Genomic DNA, 17,856 nt, shown 5'->3' on the forward strand with positions numbered 1-17,856 from the left:
TAATAACCAGTTATCAAATACAAGTATATTTGGACATTTATATAATTTGTGAAAAAAATCAGCAATGTTATTTTATCGAAAGTCGGTCCTAAATGGTATTTTTATAAACCAAAAAGCAGTATAGATTTCAACTGCTTTTCTATTATACCAACTCCACCATGCTATCGCTTCACAATATGGTGAGACTAGCCAGTCGCGAAGACTATAAAAATAATGGTAAAAGCAGACGGCCAATTAGAGGTGCAATGTCGCATTTCTAAACCGTCTGCTTTTATATTTCATTTAATACTTATAAATCTAAAGATAAATATATCTTTATACACCTACAACGACATTATTTTCGGTACCATGATTTAATGAAGAAAGTAATTTTTCGGCGTTCTTTTTTAAATCTACAAGATACTCTGCTTCTTCAACTAGTTTTTGCATTGTATTTAATTCGTCATCGCTAATTCCAACTAACTCTTCAAACATTTCAACTGATTCTCGTGAAATGAAAGAAATATCCCTCATTGCTTCCATAATTTGCAGAGAACTTGAAGATAATTCTTCTGTACTTGCAGATGAATTCGCATTATTTTCAGCAATAATTTTTGTAGTCTCTACGATTTTTTCAAACATCTCCCCAATTTCTAAGATTTTTATATTTGTTTGTTCAAATTCCTCTGTTCCTTGCTTCATTGAAGTTACAACTTTGTTCGTCTCTTCTTGAATATTTTTCACAATATTCGAAACTTCACCAGCTGACTGATGTGATTGTTCAGCTAATTTACGAACTTCATCAGCAACTACAGCAAACCCTTTACCGTGTTCACCTGCACGAGCTGCTTCGATAGCTGCGTTCAATGCCAATAAATTTATTTGCTCTGAAATCCCCGTAATTACTTTAACAATGTTACCAATTTCGTACGATTTTTCTCCAAGAATATTGATCGCATCAAACGTCGTATTAATCGTTTGATTAAATTGCTTCATGTTCACCATCGAATCTTTTAACTTTTCATTACCTTCCTGCGTCAATTCTAACGTCGTATTCGATTGTTCTGAAATTTGGTTTGATCTTATAGATAGTTCTTCAATAGCCACTGTGATGTCTTCGATAGAAGTAGAACTCTCTTCGGTAGCAACTAGTTGCTTTTTTAACCCTTTACCGACTTCATCGATTGCGGCCCTTACAGTATCAGCCTTCTCAGTTGCGTATTCTCCATGTTCTAAAAGATTCTCACCTTTTTTATTCACATTATTTGCGAATTTGTTAAATTTTTCACTTACTTGACCTGCTGACAATTCGTTCATTCCATTTAGTACCTTTTTATTTATATGGGAATTACGTTTAAGTGAAAAATATCGGTAAGCAAAATACAAAGATGTACATAATAAAACTACAATTATCCCTAACATAATAGCTTCCATGAAAAAAATTCTCCTATTCTAACGTATTAGTGATGAAATGTTATAGTTCTTTTACAATGATGTAAATTCCATCTGCTACAGTCGATGGAATACTGCTTAGATTTTCATTACTTTCATACTTATGTACAATAAAGTCCCCTTCTACGTTTATATACTTTGTCAGGCCGTGATACTTCTCCAGCAAACGCATTGACTTTGGATTTGTCGCTTCAGCTAACACTAATCTTAAGCCTTCTTCTGTTGCTTTTTTTATTAATACATCACCTAAACTTTGTACTATATCATGACGATTATGTTCAGCAATTACACCTAATAAAAATAAATGTAGTATTTCTCCATCTTCCATATCTTTTCCAAAACGATTCTTATAATCTTCTAGGAAACGTTCATCAATATCCTCTAATACACGCATTACTATATTCATGTCAGCAAACGTGCCTTCAAAAATATCCCCTTCGATAATTTCAAGGACATTCGTATCTCCAACTAGTGCGCCTACAACATTTTGCTCTTCATCTAGTGCAATAGCACAGTATCCTTGATGAACATTTGCTTCAATATATTCCTTCGTAAATTGATAGAAATCTTCGTAAGGTAGTTGTAAGGCGTACCCGATAATCGGTTCTTGCACCCATTTGCCAGCAACTTCTACCCCAGTAAAGGTTTTTGCTAAACATTCTGCTGCCTTTTCAATTAAATCTGGTTGGTCTTTTGTAAGTATTTCATATGTATATAATTCTTGAATTGTTTGCATCGTAAAATTCCTCTTTTTCAAAATTTGATTATAGTTCATTAATGACTAACGCATTGGTAATTGTGAAACATTGTCGACTACGGTTCCTGGGAAATTAACTCCCTCTAAAGCATTTCGCACTTGCACATATGCAATTTTAGAGGATGGATTAACAATAAATATTTCTTTGAAGCCTAGTGATGCATAAAACATTAGTGTTTGTCCTAGCTCTGTTGAAACCTTTGAAGGAAGAGGCGATTGATATGTTGCATCAACAACAAATGTATATGTATTTTTCTGTACTTTTGCCACTGTCTCTTCTAAATCTTTCATATAATCCTCTACAAGAGCTGCTTTAACAAACCCTATTACTTGGACGTGTACTTCTTTTTTTGCTTCATAGATCGCCATTTTATATTTCTCTTTATCAACGACTATCATTTCAAATCCCCTTTTCGTAATTTTCTAATTTTTTAAAACTGTTAGCATTTTAGTAATAAATATCACATCTGTCGCTACGATTGATTGGAATCAGTCCTTTGATTTTTTTCCAAAAAAAAACTATCCCAGAATATAATTAGGATAGCCAAAAAATCACTTATTATCTTGGCAACCCGACTATCATTATCCAAGAGGATTTTAGACTCGTAGCTTTGCGTCCTTACCTTTCGATAAGTTTGCCTTTTTCAATTTTATTAAAATAACACTAACATATTACAATTTGATTATAAATGTTTTGTCAAATTTTGTCGACGGTAGGCAATTTTATCTAGAGAATATCGGTTGAATTAGAGAAATTTTCCGTATATTTAAAGGTATGAACAAGAAAATACTGTTTGGCGATTTTACAAAGAGGGGAATCTCTACTCCTGCCCAGATTGTAGGAAAAGTAAATGTCTGTATTTTTCCATATCCATCTAATAAGAACCAGCAGAATTAATTCACCATATTATTTACTTTTTTTGGAGTAATGATTATAAAAGAGCGGTTTTTAGGATTTAGCCTAAACAATCATATTACATAGTCCATCTAAATCTTTCTCATTCACCAATCTAATTTTATATTTTATAAAGTATCCCCACCTAAAATTACGCTTACATGACAATTTTTCTTTACAATCTTTATAGTGATATATCCAAAACAAAATCATCTCCACTCTTAGAGATTTATAGAGAGGAGATGATCTTCTTATTGGCATTATTTCTAAGCCCTATATTTTTCTTACTCGTTATACCCCTTGAGAAAAGAGTATTCTACAAAGGAATAATAAGCAGCTCCCTATCAGAGCTACTGCCTTCTACTACTTTCCCCTTTTTCTTCCTTGATATAAACTTTAAAATAAAACTGGTGGATGAATTGGAATAGATATAATTATTACTGCAGCACTCAGTATTAAGATTGATAGTCCAGCATTTTTCTTCATATTCACACTCTCCTTTAGATTTCAATAAATTGCATAGCTTTCTCAAACTTCTTTTCTTGTCGATAATACTCTCCCAATAAATAAGAAAATTGTTGGTGTATTTCTTTTAATTCTTCATTATCTGCTGTAAATGGAATTAACCTCCCTTCTAAAAAATCCATTGCTTTCTTTTTTTCTTCTCCCAGCAAATATAAATAAAAAGTAGCAAATAAATTAAAACTTAATTTTTTCTTATTTTTTGCTTCTTCCTTTAGAATAGTAAAGGTTTTTATACTTTTCTCCGCTTGTTCTAAGCGAAATTGTGTAACACCTAAATTATATAAGCAAAGCAGATAATGATCACAGTTCTTTGACATTAACGAAGCGCTTTTTTCAAAGTAAATTAATGCATTTTCATATTCCCCTCTCATTTGGTACAAATCCCCCAAATTGTGATATATAGTAGGTAATAGCTGCTGTTCCTGTAATAGCTCCACATTTCTCACTAGATGTTCATAGATTTCGATTGCTTCCTGAAACACTTTTCCTCGAGAGTAATTGAGTGCCAGAGACATTAATGTATAAATAATTCTTTTAAAATTAAATTGGTCCTTATAGAATTGAAGAGCTTTTTTCCCATAAATAATTGCTTGGCTTGGTTCTTCTAACCGCCCTTTTATTAAAGCGAAATGGTAGTAAAACTCTCCTTCTAGTGACCCTAGTTCTGGATGTATTTGAAGTATTTGAGTTAGTTCTGTAGCTGCTTCTTCATATTTACCTTTCGTTATTAAAACTAATGCATAATAATATGAATGTAAATACCTTTCATGTTGGGAAAAATTTTGTCGGTGGGCATTTAGCCATCTTAATTGATTTTCTGCTAATTTATGCTCGTTAACAAACACATAATAACGTAACTTATAAAGTTCATATAAATAAATAGATTCCGTAAAACCAATTATTTCTTCATATTCTTTTAATCTGCCCACTGTCTCTTTTACTTTCTCATTCTCTAGGTAATTTATATGTTTTTGTAAATTATTTAATAGGCAAATTATATTTTGTTCGCTATTCTCTACATCGTGAATACTAATATTTAATCGTTCTAGCAATAGACGTATTGTCTCGCTATTTGCTTCTTTATTATTATTCTCAATTTTACTTAAATGAGGAATCGAGCAAATCCCCATCGCCACCGAATTCTGTGTCATTCCTAACTTTGTACGATAGTACTTAATTAATGAACCTATTTTCATTCTCATAACCTCCCGTATCGAATGACTATATTTTACATTTATTATACCCAAAATTTTCCCAATAATCAAAAAACTGAAATTATGATAGATTCAAATTGTAGTACTACTATAACTTAATTTGAAAAGGGGTTAGGACGAATGAAAAAAATGAAAAGTACGTTGCTTGGTCTTTTGATTGCAGGATCAGTAATAAATCCGGTGCACGCAACAACGATGAATAGCGAAGATAGCTCAGAAAACTACGGTGGTCAGGAGACATTCCGTGTTTATGTTGAGGCAAACAACAAATCAGAAAAATCAACATTAAAAGATCAATATTCTGCTCGTTGGGAATTAACAGAGAACGGATTTTCAACTGATATGAATGAAAAACAATTCGAAGCATTACAGAAGAATAAAAATTTTACAGTTACAAAAGTTCCTATCGTTACATTAGATACGATAGGTTTGGAAGACGATAGTATGGTAGAAAATGAAGTCTTGGATTCGGTAATTTCTTTAAGAGCTTCTCAACAAATACCTTGGGGAATTAAAGCAATTTATAACAATGACACTTTAACATCTACAACTGGAGGAAGTGACATAAATATTGCCGTACTCGATACGGGAGTAAACACTTCTCATCCTGACCTTGTCAATAACGTAGAGCAATGTAAAGACTTTACAGGTGCTACAACACCCATTAACAATAGCTGTACAGACAAAAACGGACATGGTACACATGTTGCTGGTACAGCCTTAGCTGATGGTGGAAGCGATCAAGCAGGCGTTTACGGTGTTGCTCCAGATGCTGATCTTTGGGCTTACAAAGTGTTATCAGATAGCGGCTCTGGATATTCAGATGATATTGCTGCTGCTATTCGACATGCAGCAGATCAAGCAACAGCTACTGGTACAAAAACAATTATTAGTATGTCTCTAGGTTCTTCAGCAAATAACAGCCTCATTTCAAGTGCTGTCAATTACGCATACAGCAAAGGAGTTCTAGTAGTAGCTGCAGCTGGTAATTCAGGTTATGCGCAAGGAACAATTGGTTATCCAGGAGCATTACCAAATGCAATCGCCGTTGCATCTTTAGAAAATGTACAACAAAATGGGACGTATCGTGTAGCTGACTATTCTTCACGTGGTTATGTATCTACAGCTGGAGATTATGTAATCCAGGAAGGTGATATTGAAGTCTCGGCTCCTGGCTCATCAGTTTATTCAACATGGTATAATGGCGGTTATAATACAATCAGCGGCACATCAATGGCTACTCCTCATGTCTCTGGTTTAGCAGCAAAAATTTGGGCTGAAAATCCGTCCTGGTCTCACACGCAACTACGTTCTAACTTACAAATGAGAGCAAAATCAGTAGATATTCAAGGTGGTTATGGCGCTGCTACAGGTGATGACTACGCTTCAGGATTTGGATTTGCTCGCGTTCAATAATTGTCAAAAGGTGAAGCATATTAACATTAGTAAGGAGCTGTCCAAAAAGAGGGTTTTTAACCAAAAATAAATAAAAAGTGAAAGGCAGAAACGTTGTCAAATCAACGTTTCTGCCTCTTCAATTTCATGTGATTTTACTCCAAAAGGGACTTATGGGACAACCCCTTACTTTTTTTGGGTTCTATGATATATTCGATTATCTAAACTATCTGAACCGTTATATCTAACCTTTAACCCAAAGAACTGACTAATATCAATTTTTCCACCAAAAAGATAAAAATATGACTATTAAGTTTAACACTATTACAACAAATAAATTAATCTCTTATTTCTCTTCTTAACTAACCTGCCCTGTTCAATACTTTCACCAAAAATATCTTTAATCCTTTTTAGAACTAGAAGAAAGAAAAAAGAACGAATTCCCACCATCGGAAATTTGTTCTTTTTCATTATACCAACTCCAACCAAGTCACCCCTTCACAATGTGTGGAGTGTATGTGGCAACACAAAGGATGTTGGTGGGATTAGTTATAGAGGCTCGACTCCAAGGTCAGGGAATCGAGCCTCTTTTTTCATCATTTTAATTCCAACCATGCAACCGCTTCACAATGCCACGAGTGCTGAGCGTGGATAATTGAAAAATAAAGATGTATAAGAGTCACCTATAATTAACTATAAATTACCTCTAAAAAATCGTCCTCTATATCAGTCTTTAAAACAAATTATATCTTTCATAATATGCTTTCCCTTAACATATATCCAGCTACCGATCCCTTTTCAACTAGGAAATCCAGTACAATTATAACTTCTCCCTTTAATCTAACTTCTCTTCGTATATTTTCCCGATTGATATGAATATAGCTTTTAATAACATTTTCTAAATAATATACAGTATAATCTTCTAATTCAGCACTCCATAAACTTTGATTTTCTAATAACATACGTGAAATCCAAGATATTCCGTCAGTAATAAATTTTTGTCCAAATCCATCTAATAATTTTGCGATAGAATATAGAACTGCTGGTGCATCTCCTAATCGTCTTGTAACTTTCATTAAAAACCTTTTATTTTGTTCAGTTAAAGAATACCATTCTTTAATGTTATCATTCCATAATGTTTCGGCAAAAAGGTAGCTTTTGATGATTCGCGAATTACCATAACTATTTTTTCGTTTATTATTTAACTCAACAACTTTTTCGAAAAATAAATCCCATACCAACCAAAAGTTATCATATTTTTTTAGAATATCTTCTACATAAATAAATTCTTTAAATAAGTCAGCCATAGATTCATTATTATTAAATTTTGTTATAAACGGACTTAAATATTCTGGTATGTCATCACTTGAAGAAGATAAAATAATTTCTGCTAACTTTACTAGAAAATCACGACTAACTTCATAATCCATTCTATTTCTTCTATCATCCAATAATAGCTTCTCAGCAAAAACTATTATTATATTTTTGATTAAATGCTTATGAACGTCATTATTAGTATCTAACGGTATTAATTGAAATGCTGTTTTTAAAATGCGTGGATTGATATCATTTATTTTTCCAATTTCTTCAAAGGTTATTTCGTCCCCTATAATTTTCTCTATGTCTGCTTCATATTCTTCTGAAAATCTTTCTAAAAAACCCTCTTCACCATCTATCCGTCTATACTTTTCAAAACTTTCTATACGCAATCGCTCTTTCATATCTTCATACTTAGGTTTTAAATATAAATATCCGTTCACTTACTCAAAAATCCCTTTAATATATCCTTTTTTCTTTTGCTGTGATACCTTAACCCGAATATCTTCCTCCGGCATATCAACAAATAATGTTGTAGCCTCTAGCCTACTTGGTAAACGGCCATCTTTATAAATTAAGCGAGTTTCTTTAAGTGTTAAAATACCGTCTAATTGTCATATTCCTAAAAAACCAACAGTTGTAGAAACACTATAACAATAGCGCCCCCTAAATAACAGGTTTAACGCTATTTAACGCTTACGTTTCAACCAATATTAAGTTAGCTATACCAAAGACAAACCCTAATAAAGCATACGTTGAAAAACACGCTTAAATTAGGTTTAGTCAGCTAGTTCAAGCCAAGCCACCGCTTCACAATGTGTTGAATGCGGGAACATATCCACTGGCTGAATCTCCTGTGTTTGATAGCCCCCATCCTCCAAAATACGTAGGTCACGTGCTAGTGTTGCTGGATTACAGGACACATAGACAACTCGCTTTGGACGTTGCACTAAAATTGTTTTTAGAAGTTCTTCATCACAGCCTTTACGTGGAGGGTCAACTACTAGAACATCCGCTTCTTTCCCTTCCTCATACCAGCGTGGAATAATTTCCTCTGCTGGGCCTGCCTCAAAATACGTATTCGTAAAACCATTTAATGCTGCGTTACGTTTTGCGTCTTCAATTGCTTGTGGAACAATTTCAACACCCATTACGGCCTTTGCTTTTTGTGCAAGGAATAAAGAGATGGTACCAATTCCACAGTAAGCATCAATTACTCTTTCATCTCCCTGTAAGTCAGCGTAGTCTAATGCTTGTTTGTAAAGGACTTCCGTCTGCTCAGGGTTGACTTGATAGAATGAACGAGCTGAAATTTCAAAGCGCACATCGCCAATTGTATCAATAATAACGTCCTTGCCCCACAGGTTTACGGTTTCATCACCAAAAATAACGTTCGTTTTGTCGCTGTTAACGTTTTGCATAATTGAAGTGACATTCGGGACAAGCTTTTGTATTGTCGCTACAGCTGCTTCTTTTTGAGGGAACTTTTTCTTTTTAGTCACGAGTACAACCATGACCTCACCAGTTGCTCGAGCTTTACGAATGACAACGTGGCGTAGCATTCCCTCGTGCGCTAGCTCATTGTATGGTCGAATACCTATTGCAGCTAATTCATTTTTTAAGCCCACAAGAATAGCGTCCGCTTCCCCTGTTTGAATCAAGCAACGCTCCATATCCACAATGATATGAGACTTCGTTTTGTAGAAACCCGCAATTGCTTGTCCTGCTTCATTCGAGGAGAATGGGATTTGTGCTTTATTACGATATTGCCAAGGCTCTTCCATGCCTTTCACAGCTAGAACAGGCGCATCAATTTTACCAATGCGCTGCATAACATTACGCACCATGTTTTCTTTCCATTTTAACTGTCCTTCATAAGACAGGTGCTGTAATTGGCAGCCTCCACATTGCTTAAAATATTCACAAGGCGCATCTACACGATCTGGTGATGGTTTGACAATTTCCACTACTTTTGCAAAGCCGTAATTTTTTAACGTTTTCATGACGTGAACTTCCGCGGATTCATTCGGAAGCGCGCCTTGAATAAATAACGGATAGCCATCAACCTTTGCGACACCATTGCCATCATGAGTTAAATCTTCTATATAAACTGTTAGTCGATCATTTTTTTTCACGGGTGCTGACATTCGTACATCCTCCATTTCAATCTCCTTATTGTAGCATGTGTTGGCGGATGAAAAAAGAACAAGGCTTGATATTGCAAGGTCTATTTACAGAGCGATAATATTTTCGACTTAATTGTCACCAGAACTTTACTCAAGCGGGTTTACCTCCGATCTGAGCGACTTATTCTTTACCTGAGCAGTTTTACCTCCGACCTGAGCGATTTTACCTTTTACCCGAGCAGTTTCTTCTTCGACCTGAGCAGTTCTACTCTTTACCCGAGCAGTTTCTTCTTCGACTTGAGCGATTTTACCCTTAACCCGAGCAGTTTCATCTTCGTTACAGACCTTTTCCTGCCATTTAGAAAAAGAGCCGCTAATCGCGACTCTTATCTTCGTCTTTTGCTATATGGTAATCTCTCGGAGCCCACCAGAAAGCAAGGGCAATTCCGAGGATAACAACGATAAATGGTGCGTAAAACATGAGAAATTGTTCCATTTACTCTAACCTCCTATGCATGATTGTCTTCTTTTCCTGTCACGTATTTTTTGTTGAATAGGAATAGTTTCAACAATAAATACAGTGAAGGAATAAGCAGACATAGTCCTAAAATAAACGCAATGACTAGTGCAATCGCCATTTGTGTACTTGTAAAGCTATCGTAAATCGTTAAATACGGATAAAGTAAATAAGGATATTGTGCGATGCCGTAAGCAAAGAACGCTACTGCAAATTGTGCAATTAATAGTCCTACAGCAAGACCGTAATTTTTTTTCATCCATATTAACACTACTGTAATAACAAACAGTACAGCTGAAATGGCGAACAACCACCATAGATCAACCATATTGTTATAACTCTCAGGGTTGATGGATTTCATTTCGTACATTATGCCAAGCGCACTTATCATTAAAGGAGCTGCCCAAATGAGAGCATATTTTCGCATTAATTTTGTTGCTTCTATATCTTTTGCTGTATGTGCATACCATGTTAAAAACACTGCTGAAATATATAACACTGCTGCAATGCTCAACACGACAATACTCCAGGCAAATGTGCTCGTGTATAATGTCCAGTAGTTTAATTCAGGTTGCCCATCTACGATATCCACATAGCCACCGCCAGCAATGGCAAATATTACAGAAAGTGAGGCTGGAATAAGTAAGCCTGCCACACCATACGTCAATGTGTAACCGATATGTCCACGTGAGCCATATGATTCAAACGCATAGTAGGAGCCTCTTATTGCAAGCAGCACGAGTGATATACTGACTGGAACAAGTAAAATCGTTCCGTAATAGAAGGCTGTTTGTGGGAAAAAGCCAATAATCCCTACGAAGAAGAATACTAAAAAGACATTCGTCACTTCCCAAACAGGTGATAAATAACGTTTAATAATGTTTGTTAAAATATGATTTTTCCCAATGAGTAGACTATAGGCATTAAAGAAGCCTGCTCCAAAATCAATCGATGCTACAATGACATAGCCAAATAGGAAAATCCATAAAACCGAAATGCCTAAAATCTCTAATGTCATAGGATGTCACCGCCTTTTTCAGAATGGCGCTCTTCAATTTCACGTTCAATTGGATTCTTTTTGAACATACGGACTAGAACCACAATACTTCCTATTCCCAATACAGCATACACACCTGTAAACAATAGCATCATTAAATCCACATGGTCACTTGTTGTAGCTCCTTGCGGTGTTCGCATTAAACCATATAAAATCCAGGGCTGTCGTCCAACTTCTGTGAGCCACCAGCCTGCTTCAATAGCAATGATTGACAGCGGTCCACCTGCAACAATAATCCATCTAAACCACCGTGTATGAATAAACTGCCAGCTACGTACTTTCCCAACTACGTAAAGCAATGAAACGAGTACCATGAACATACCTATAAACACCATAAGATCAAAGAGGTAATGAATGTACAGTGGTGGCTGATCTTCTTCCTCAAACTGATCTAAACCAATTACCTCTGCCATTGGATTATTATGCGCTAAAATACTAAGAGCATAAGGTACTTTAATGGCGTATTTTACTTCTTTTCCGTCTAATACACCAAACAGAATAAGTGACGCTTTGTCTTCTGTTTCAAAATGCCATTCAACTGCAGCTAGTTTTTCTGGCTGATATTCTGCTAAATATTTTCCTGAAAAGTCTCCAATAATCGCTGATGCAATGGAGAAAATCAGACCAATCTTCATAAGTAATAGCATTGACTTTTTATGATACACATGCTTAGAACCTCTTAGCATACGATATCCTGCAATTGCCGCTAACACAAAGGCAGATGTCATATAAGCTGTAACGAGAACATGCGCTACCTTTGTTGGCATTGCTGGATTAAACATTGCTAAAAAAGGTTGAATATTCACAAGCTGACCGTCTACAATGTCAAATCCTTGTGGTGCATTCATAAACGCGTTGACAATTGTAATAAACACAGCGGACATGGAAGCACCTACAGCAACTGGAATTAATAGTAGCATATGCTTTTTTTGACTTTCGAAACGATCCCAAGTATACAAATAAATGCCCAAGAAAATGGCTTCAAAGAAAAATGCAAACGTTTCCATAAAAAGTGGTAATGCAATTGTTTGGCCAGCGAGTTGCATAAAATTTGGCCATAGCAAAGATAACTGTAGGCCAATCGCTGTTCCTGTCACAACTCCGACCGCAACTGTAATGACAAAACCACGTGCCCAACGTCTTGCCATTAGAATATAGTGCTCATCATTCTTTTTATACCCAGTCCATTGCGCAATCATGATCATTAACGGGACACCCACACCAATCGTTGCATAAATAATATGGAACGATAAAGTTAGCTCCGTTAACGCTCTACTCCAAAAGACTGCTGATTCATTGATCATCACATTGCCCCCCTAACTTCCAAATATTCTTCCAAGTATGGAAAGTAGCATAATTATTGCAACACCAAAGCTAAGCCATATTAGCTTTCTTTCCTGTGACTTATACAAAGACAACACTTCCTTTCCCTTTTCCATACCCCCATTTTCCACTATTACAACGGAAAAAACCTTTATAATGGACCGAAATTTCGGCCTATTATAAAGGTTTCAAATTTTGTTCAAGTAATATACGCACATTTGCCAAACATTTTTCTTATTTCATTCACAATCCTAATTCCAGAGGATTTATATGGTAAAAAGTGAAAAAACCTTGGCTTTTAGCTGCACTCTCAAAACTATATGCGATCTTCCTCACGAATATCTGCAAGAGGAACAAAAATTTCAATATGGCGCTTTAGGTTTTCAAATGTTGCAGGGGCATCTCCACCATATTCACCATCTAAGTTTAAATGTATTTCGTCTTCAGTAGTTACTTTTACGACACTTGCTTTTTTATAAATAACACGATCATCGTTTAAATGCTCGCCTCTCAGTGCCATTGCAGCAAGCTGAATAAATTCTGGTAGGCTCACTTTCTTCAATACTAATAAAGTAAAGTAGCCATCATTAATACTTGCATCGGGGGCAAGCTTTTCAAAGCCACCCACTGAATTCGTTAAGCCACATAAAAACATCATGGCATCCCCATCAAATACTTCACCATCATATTCGATACGCATGTGAGAGGCTTTAAGTGATGGAATCATTTCTACAGCTTTTAAGTAATAAGCTAGCTGTCCTAGCATTGTTTTCATTTTACTTGGCACTTCGTAAGTTAACTCAGTAATGCGTCCGCCAGCAGCAATATTGATGAAATAGCGTTCCCCATTTAATAAACCAACATCAACTGGTAACGTCTCACCTTTTATAATAATGTCAACGGCATCTACAATATTTCGTGGGATATGCACAGCACGGGCAAAATCATTCGTTGTACCCATCGGAATTAGACCAACTTTCGGACGTTTTTCATATGGGCTTACACCTGAAACAACTTCATTTAATGTGCCGTCTCCACCAACCGCAATGATTATATCAAAGCCACGCTCTACCGCATTTTTTGCTGCAATGGTTGCATCGCCTTCACATGTTGTTGCGTGACAAGATGTCTCATACCCTGCTACCTCTAGTTTTTCCAATACCTCTGGTAGATGCTTTTTAAACACTTCACGTCCAGATGTCGGATTATAAATGATTCTTGCTCGTTTCATAACATACCTTCTTTGCTTCATAAGATTCTATTTATTCAACGATTTATACGTTGAAATGTTGCATTTACCTTAAATATGTCCGATGACACAATTATTGCAATGCAGCTGTTATTTGCTTTTTAAAGTCCTCATAAACAAATGTCCAATATGATTTATTTGTCATATTTTCCTCTTGTATTTCTGCATATAACGCCTTTTGTGCATCCCCAAATGAAGGATCTTCTTTATCAGGCAAGCTAGCTCGTTTGCTCACAACTAATTCCTGTAATTCTGGTGCACGTGGTCCCCATTTTCCAATGACTTGTCCAGCATTGTCTAATAAAATGTAAATTGGAATCGCACGGCCTCCATTTGTTAAATAGCGATCGATTAAATCTGTATCAGCATCACGTAGTACGGCACGCATTTCTAATCCTGCTGCCTCCGCTACACGGCGAATAATTGGATTGTTTAGCATTGCGTCCCCGCACCAATCCTCAGTAATTGTTAAAATTTTTGATTGCTTGTCCTTTAATAACTCGATAAATCCATCATTCGTTGGCACTTCGAAGCCATCATAAATACGGAAGCTCTCTTCTTTCAACGTAGTCATATTATCCATATATTGCTGAATTGAAATTGCATCATTGAAATATTGCTGTTCAGTTTTCATCGATTGTCCCCCTTAGATATATCGTGCTCTATTCTATATTTTGCTATGAATACTCTTTTTAGACAACTATTATGTGCTGTCAGATTCAAATCCCAGTTAGTATGTACATTTTTTGTAAATAAAAAGTCAAGAAAGCAATTTTGCTCTCCTGACTTTTCGATGCAACAAGACTTAGCGTTTTGCAATTTCTTGTTGTAATAATTTATTAACCATTGGTGGGTTTGCTTGACCTTTAGTTGCTTTCATAATTTGACCAACTAAGAAGCCGATAGCGCGATCCTTACCGTTTTTGAAGTCTTCGATTGATTGTGCATTGTTGTCCAAAACTTCTGTCACGATTGCAAGTAATGCGCCTTCATCAGAAATTTGAACTAACCCTTTTGCTTTAACGATGTCTTGTGCAGAACCGCCATTTTCTACTAGTTCAGCAAATACTTTTTTACCGATTTTAGAAGAAATTGTACCATCAGTGATTAATTTCACCATTTCAGCAAGGTTTTCTGGTGTTAACGCAGTATCTTTAAGATCTTTTTGTTCTGCATTTAAGTAGGCAGAAACATCACCCATAAGCCAGTTTGCAGAAAGCTTGGCATCCGCGTCTTTAGCTACCATCGCCTCGAAGAAGTCTGAGATTTCTTTTGAAATAACAAGAACTCCAGCATCATATGGTGTTAAGCCTAGTTCCTCAACATAGCGTTTTTTACGAGCATCTGGAAGTTCAGGAATTTCTGATTTTACACGCTCTAACCATTCATCATCGATTGATAAACGTACTAAGTCTGGCTCTGGGAAGTAGCGGTAATCATCAGTTCCTTCTTTAACACGCATAAGGATAGTTTTACCTGTTTTTTCATCAAAGCGGCGAGTTTCTTGCTCAATTACCCCACCCGAAAGAAGAACATCAGCTTGACGTAATTCCTCATGCTCTAAACCACGACGAACATAGTTAAAGGAGTTCAAGTTTTTAAGCTCTGTTTTCGTACCGAATTCTTCTTGACCATATGGGCGGATTGAGATGTTGGCATCACAACGTAAAGATCCCTCTTCCATTTTACAGTCTGAAACATCTGCATATTGAATGATTGATTTTACTTTTTCAAGATACGCATACGCTTCGTTTGGTGTGCGAATATCTGGCTCAGAAACGATTTCTACAAGTGGTGTACCTTGACGGTTAAAGTCAACTAAAGAGTGGTCGCCACTGTGAGACAGTTTACCAGCATCTTCTTCCATATGAAGACGTGTGATACCGATACGTTTTGTGTAACCATCTACTTCGATATCAACCCAGCCATTTTTACCGATTGGTTTATCAAATTGAGAAATTTGATATGCTTTCGGATTATCTGGATAGAAGTAGTTTTTACGGTCAAATTTTGTTTCTTGTTCGATTTCCATGTTTAGTGCAAGTGCTGCACGCATTGCGAAATCTACAACATTTTTATTTAGTACTGGCAGAACACCAGGATACCCTAAGTCGATAACTGTTGTATTTGTATTTGGTTCAGCACCGAAATGAGCTGGTGCTGACGAGAAGATTTTTGAGTTAGTTTTTAACTCAACGTGTACTTCTAAACCAATGACTGTTTCAAAGTTCATGTTATTTTCCCTCCCAAATTTGAGGAACTTGTTTATGGAACTCCGTTGCTTGTTCGAAAGCATGAGCTACACGGTAAATTGTTGCTTCATCGAAATATTTACCGATAATTTGTAAGCCTAGTGGTAGACCATTTTCAAAACCACATGGAATTGAAATGGCTGGTACACCAGCTAAATTCATAGGAATCGTTAAAATATCGTTTGCATACATCGTCATTGGATCATCGATGTTCTCACCAATTTTGAAAGCTGGCGTTGGAGCAGTAGGTCCAATGATTACGTCAAAGTCTTCAAATACTTTGTCATAGTCTGCTTTGATAAGTGTACGTGCTTGTTGAGCTTTTTTATAGTAAGCATCATAAGTACCTGCACTTAGTGAGTAAGTACCAAGCATGATACGACGTTTTACTTCATCACCAAAGCCTTGTGCACGAGTCTCTTTATAAAGGTCCATTAAATTATTCACGTTTTCTGCGCGGAAGCCATAACGGATACCGTCAAAACGAGAAAGGTTAGAAGACGCCTCAGATGAAGAAAGGATATAGTACGCTGCTAGAGCATATTTCGAGTGCGGAAGTGATACTTCTTCTACTGTAGCACCTAAGCCTTTTAATACTTCTAATGCATCAAGCACTGATTGACGTGCTGCTTCGCCAACACCCTCACCAAGGAATTCCTTTGGCACAGCAATACGTAAGCCTTTTACATCGCCTGTAAGAGCCGATACATAGTTTGGTACCTCTACATTTGCAGAAGTTGAATCATTAGAATCTAATCCCGCAATCGCTTCCAGTAAAAGAGCATTGTCTTCAACATTACGTGTAATTGGTCCGATTTGATCTAAAGAAGATGCAAATGCAACTAGACCAAAACGAGATACACGACCGTATGTAGGCTTCATCCCTACAACACCGCAATAAGCTGCTGGTTGACGGATTGAACCACCTGTATCAGAACCAAGTGAGAATGGTACTTCACCTGCTGCTACTGCTGCCGCAGATGCACCTGAAGATCCACCTGGCACGTGGTTTAAGTTCCATGGATTTTTAGTCGTTTTATAGTATGAGTTTTCATTTGAAGAACCCATTGCAAACTCGTCCATGTTTAATTTACCAATAGTGACCATACCAGCCTCACGAAGCTTTTTCACTACTGTTGCATCGTAAATTGGCATAAAGCCTTCTAGAATTTTAGAAGCACAAGTTGTCTCTAAGCCTTCTGTCACGATGTTGTCTTTTACACCGATAGGAAGACCGAAAAGTGGTCCACGTTCTTCAAATGGTACTTTATCCATTTCAGCCGCTTGTGCAGTTGCTTTTTCTTCGTTTGAAGCAAGGAACGATTGTACATCGTTGTCAAGCTTTGCAATACGCTCGTATGCTTCTTTTGTTAAATCAGCGATTGTTAAGTTACCAGCTTTAATATCAGCTTGTAGCTCCTTTGCTGAACGTTCAAATAACGTCATGAGGAATCCTCCTATGTTTTAGTATTACATGATAGCTGGTACTTTTACTTGACCATCTTCTTGTTCTTTTACGTTTAACATCATTACTTCACGATCTAAGCCTTTTGTTGCCACATCTTCACGCATTACGTTTACTAGTGGTAAAACATGAGTTGTTGGTTCAACATTCGTTGTATCTAACTCGTTTAATTGCTCTGCAAAGTCTGTAATTTTACCAAGCTGCTCTGCAAATTTCTCAGCTTCCTCTTCCGTGATTGCAAGACGTGCTAAATTTGCAACGTGCTTTACTTCTTCTTTTGTTAATTTCGCCATTTTTCACACCTCCGAATACTCATTCAATTCTTTGTTTTTG

The 17,856-nt window shown here is 36.3% G+C and carries 15 protein-coding genes and 1 riboswitch; of the genes, 1 reads left to right on the forward strand and 14 read right to left on the reverse strand.

Annotated features, from left to right (window positions below; genetic code table 11):
- Positions 1-315: 315 nt before the first annotated feature.
- The 4 genes from ACIQXF_RS11005 to ACIQXF_RS11020 all read right to left on the reverse strand — a co-directional run bounded on the left by ACIQXF_RS11005 (position 316) and on the right by ACIQXF_RS11020 (position 4,804).
- The gene (locus ACIQXF_RS11005) at positions 316-1,413 is read right to left on the reverse strand and encodes a methyl-accepting chemotaxis protein (protein WP_402782755.1); all 1,098 of its coding nucleotides are present in this window, start codon (positions 1,411-1,413) and stop codon (positions 316-318) included.
- A 40-nt stretch (positions 1,414-1,453) separates the two neighbouring features.
- Positions 1,454-2,167, reverse strand: coding sequence for a hypothetical protein (locus ACIQXF_RS11010; protein WP_402782757.1), 714 nt, complete (start codon positions 2,165-2,167; stop codon positions 1,454-1,456).
- 45 nt (positions 2,168-2,212) lie between these two features.
- Positions 2,213-2,587, reverse strand: coding sequence for a hypothetical protein (locus tag ACIQXF_RS11015; RefSeq protein ID WP_402782759.1), 375 nt, complete (start codon positions 2,585-2,587; stop codon positions 2,213-2,215).
- A 164-nt stretch (positions 2,588-2,751) separates the two neighbouring features.
- Positions 2,752-2,838, reverse strand: a riboswitch (cyclic di-GMP riboswitch).
- Between the two features lie 745 nt (positions 2,839-3,583).
- Complete coding sequence (locus ACIQXF_RS11020; protein WP_402782761.1) at positions 3,584-4,804, reverse strand: helix-turn-helix domain-containing protein; 1,221 nt, start codon at positions 4,802-4,804, stop codon at positions 3,584-3,586.
- Between the two features lie 138 nt (positions 4,805-4,942).
- On the opposite strand from ACIQXF_RS11020, the gene ACIQXF_RS11025 reads away from it, so the two are divergent.
- Entirely contained in the window at positions 4,943-6,238 is a 1,296-nt protein-coding gene (locus ACIQXF_RS11025; protein ID WP_402782763.1) for a S8 family peptidase, read from the forward strand.
- Positions 6,239-6,969: 731 nt separating this feature from the next.
- Here ACIQXF_RS11025 and ACIQXF_RS11030 read toward each other — a convergent pair.
- The 10 genes from ACIQXF_RS11030 to gatC form a co-directional block, all read right to left on the reverse strand.
- A complete protein-coding gene (locus tag ACIQXF_RS11030; RefSeq protein ID WP_402782765.1) occupies positions 6,970-7,977 on the reverse strand; it encodes a hypothetical protein in 1,008 nt (335 codons plus the stop codon).
- A gap of 336 nt (positions 7,978-8,313) precedes the next feature.
- A complete protein-coding gene (gene rlmD / locus ACIQXF_RS11035; RefSeq protein ID WP_402782827.1) occupies positions 8,314-9,681 on the reverse strand; it encodes a 23S rRNA (uracil(1939)-C(5))-methyltransferase RlmD in 1,368 nt (455 codons plus the stop codon).
- 352 nt (positions 9,682-10,033) lie between these two features.
- The gene (gene cydS / locus ACIQXF_RS11040) at positions 10,034-10,156 is read right to left on the reverse strand and encodes a cytochrome bd oxidase small subunit CydS family protein (RefSeq protein ID WP_402782767.1); all 123 of its coding nucleotides are present in this window, start codon (positions 10,154-10,156) and stop codon (positions 10,034-10,036) included.
- A 13-nt stretch (positions 10,157-10,169) separates the two neighbouring features.
- Positions 10,170-11,195 (reverse strand): cytochrome d ubiquinol oxidase subunit II, encoded by a 1,026-nt coding sequence (locus ACIQXF_RS11045; protein WP_402782769.1) that lies wholly within the window; start codon positions 11,193-11,195, stop codon positions 10,170-10,172.
- Positions 11,192-12,538, reverse strand: a complete 1,347-nt coding sequence (locus ACIQXF_RS11050) for a cytochrome ubiquinol oxidase subunit I (RefSeq protein WP_402782771.1) — start codon at positions 12,536-12,538, stop codon at positions 11,192-11,194. Before ACIQXF_RS11050 ends, ACIQXF_RS11045 begins: the two co-directional genes overlap by 4 nt.
- 335 nt (positions 12,539-12,873) lie before the next feature.
- Positions 12,874-13,788, reverse strand: coding sequence for a diacylglycerol kinase (locus tag ACIQXF_RS11055; protein ID WP_402782773.1), 915 nt, complete (start codon positions 13,786-13,788; stop codon positions 12,874-12,876).
- A 91-nt stretch (positions 13,789-13,879) separates the two neighbouring features.
- On the reverse strand, positions 13,880-14,440 hold the full coding sequence (locus tag ACIQXF_RS11060; RefSeq protein WP_402782775.1) for a thioredoxin family protein: 561 nt from the start codon (positions 14,438-14,440) through the stop codon (positions 13,880-13,882).
- A gap of 171 nt (positions 14,441-14,611) precedes the next feature.
- Positions 14,612-16,039: an Asp-tRNA(Asn)/Glu-tRNA(Gln) amidotransferase subunit GatB gene (gene gatB, locus ACIQXF_RS11065; RefSeq protein WP_402782777.1), complete on the reverse strand. Its 1,428-nt coding sequence runs from the start codon at positions 16,037-16,039 to the stop codon at positions 14,612-14,614.
- A gap of 1 nt (position 16,040) precedes the next feature.
- Positions 16,041-17,504: an Asp-tRNA(Asn)/Glu-tRNA(Gln) amidotransferase subunit GatA gene (gene gatA, locus ACIQXF_RS11070; protein ID WP_402782779.1), complete on the reverse strand. Its 1,464-nt coding sequence runs from the start codon at positions 17,502-17,504 to the stop codon at positions 16,041-16,043.
- Positions 17,505-17,528: 24 nt separating this feature from the next.
- Positions 17,529-17,816 (reverse strand): Asp-tRNA(Asn)/Glu-tRNA(Gln) amidotransferase subunit GatC, encoded by a 288-nt coding sequence (gene gatC / locus ACIQXF_RS11075; RefSeq protein WP_010857153.1) that lies wholly within the window; start codon positions 17,814-17,816, stop codon positions 17,529-17,531.
- Positions 17,817-17,856: the final 40 nt, after the last annotated feature.

This window comes from Lysinibacillus sp. NPDC097231 (assembly GCF_044761885.1).
Lineage (GTDB): Bacteria > Bacillota > Bacilli > Bacillales_A > Planococcaceae > Lysinibacillus.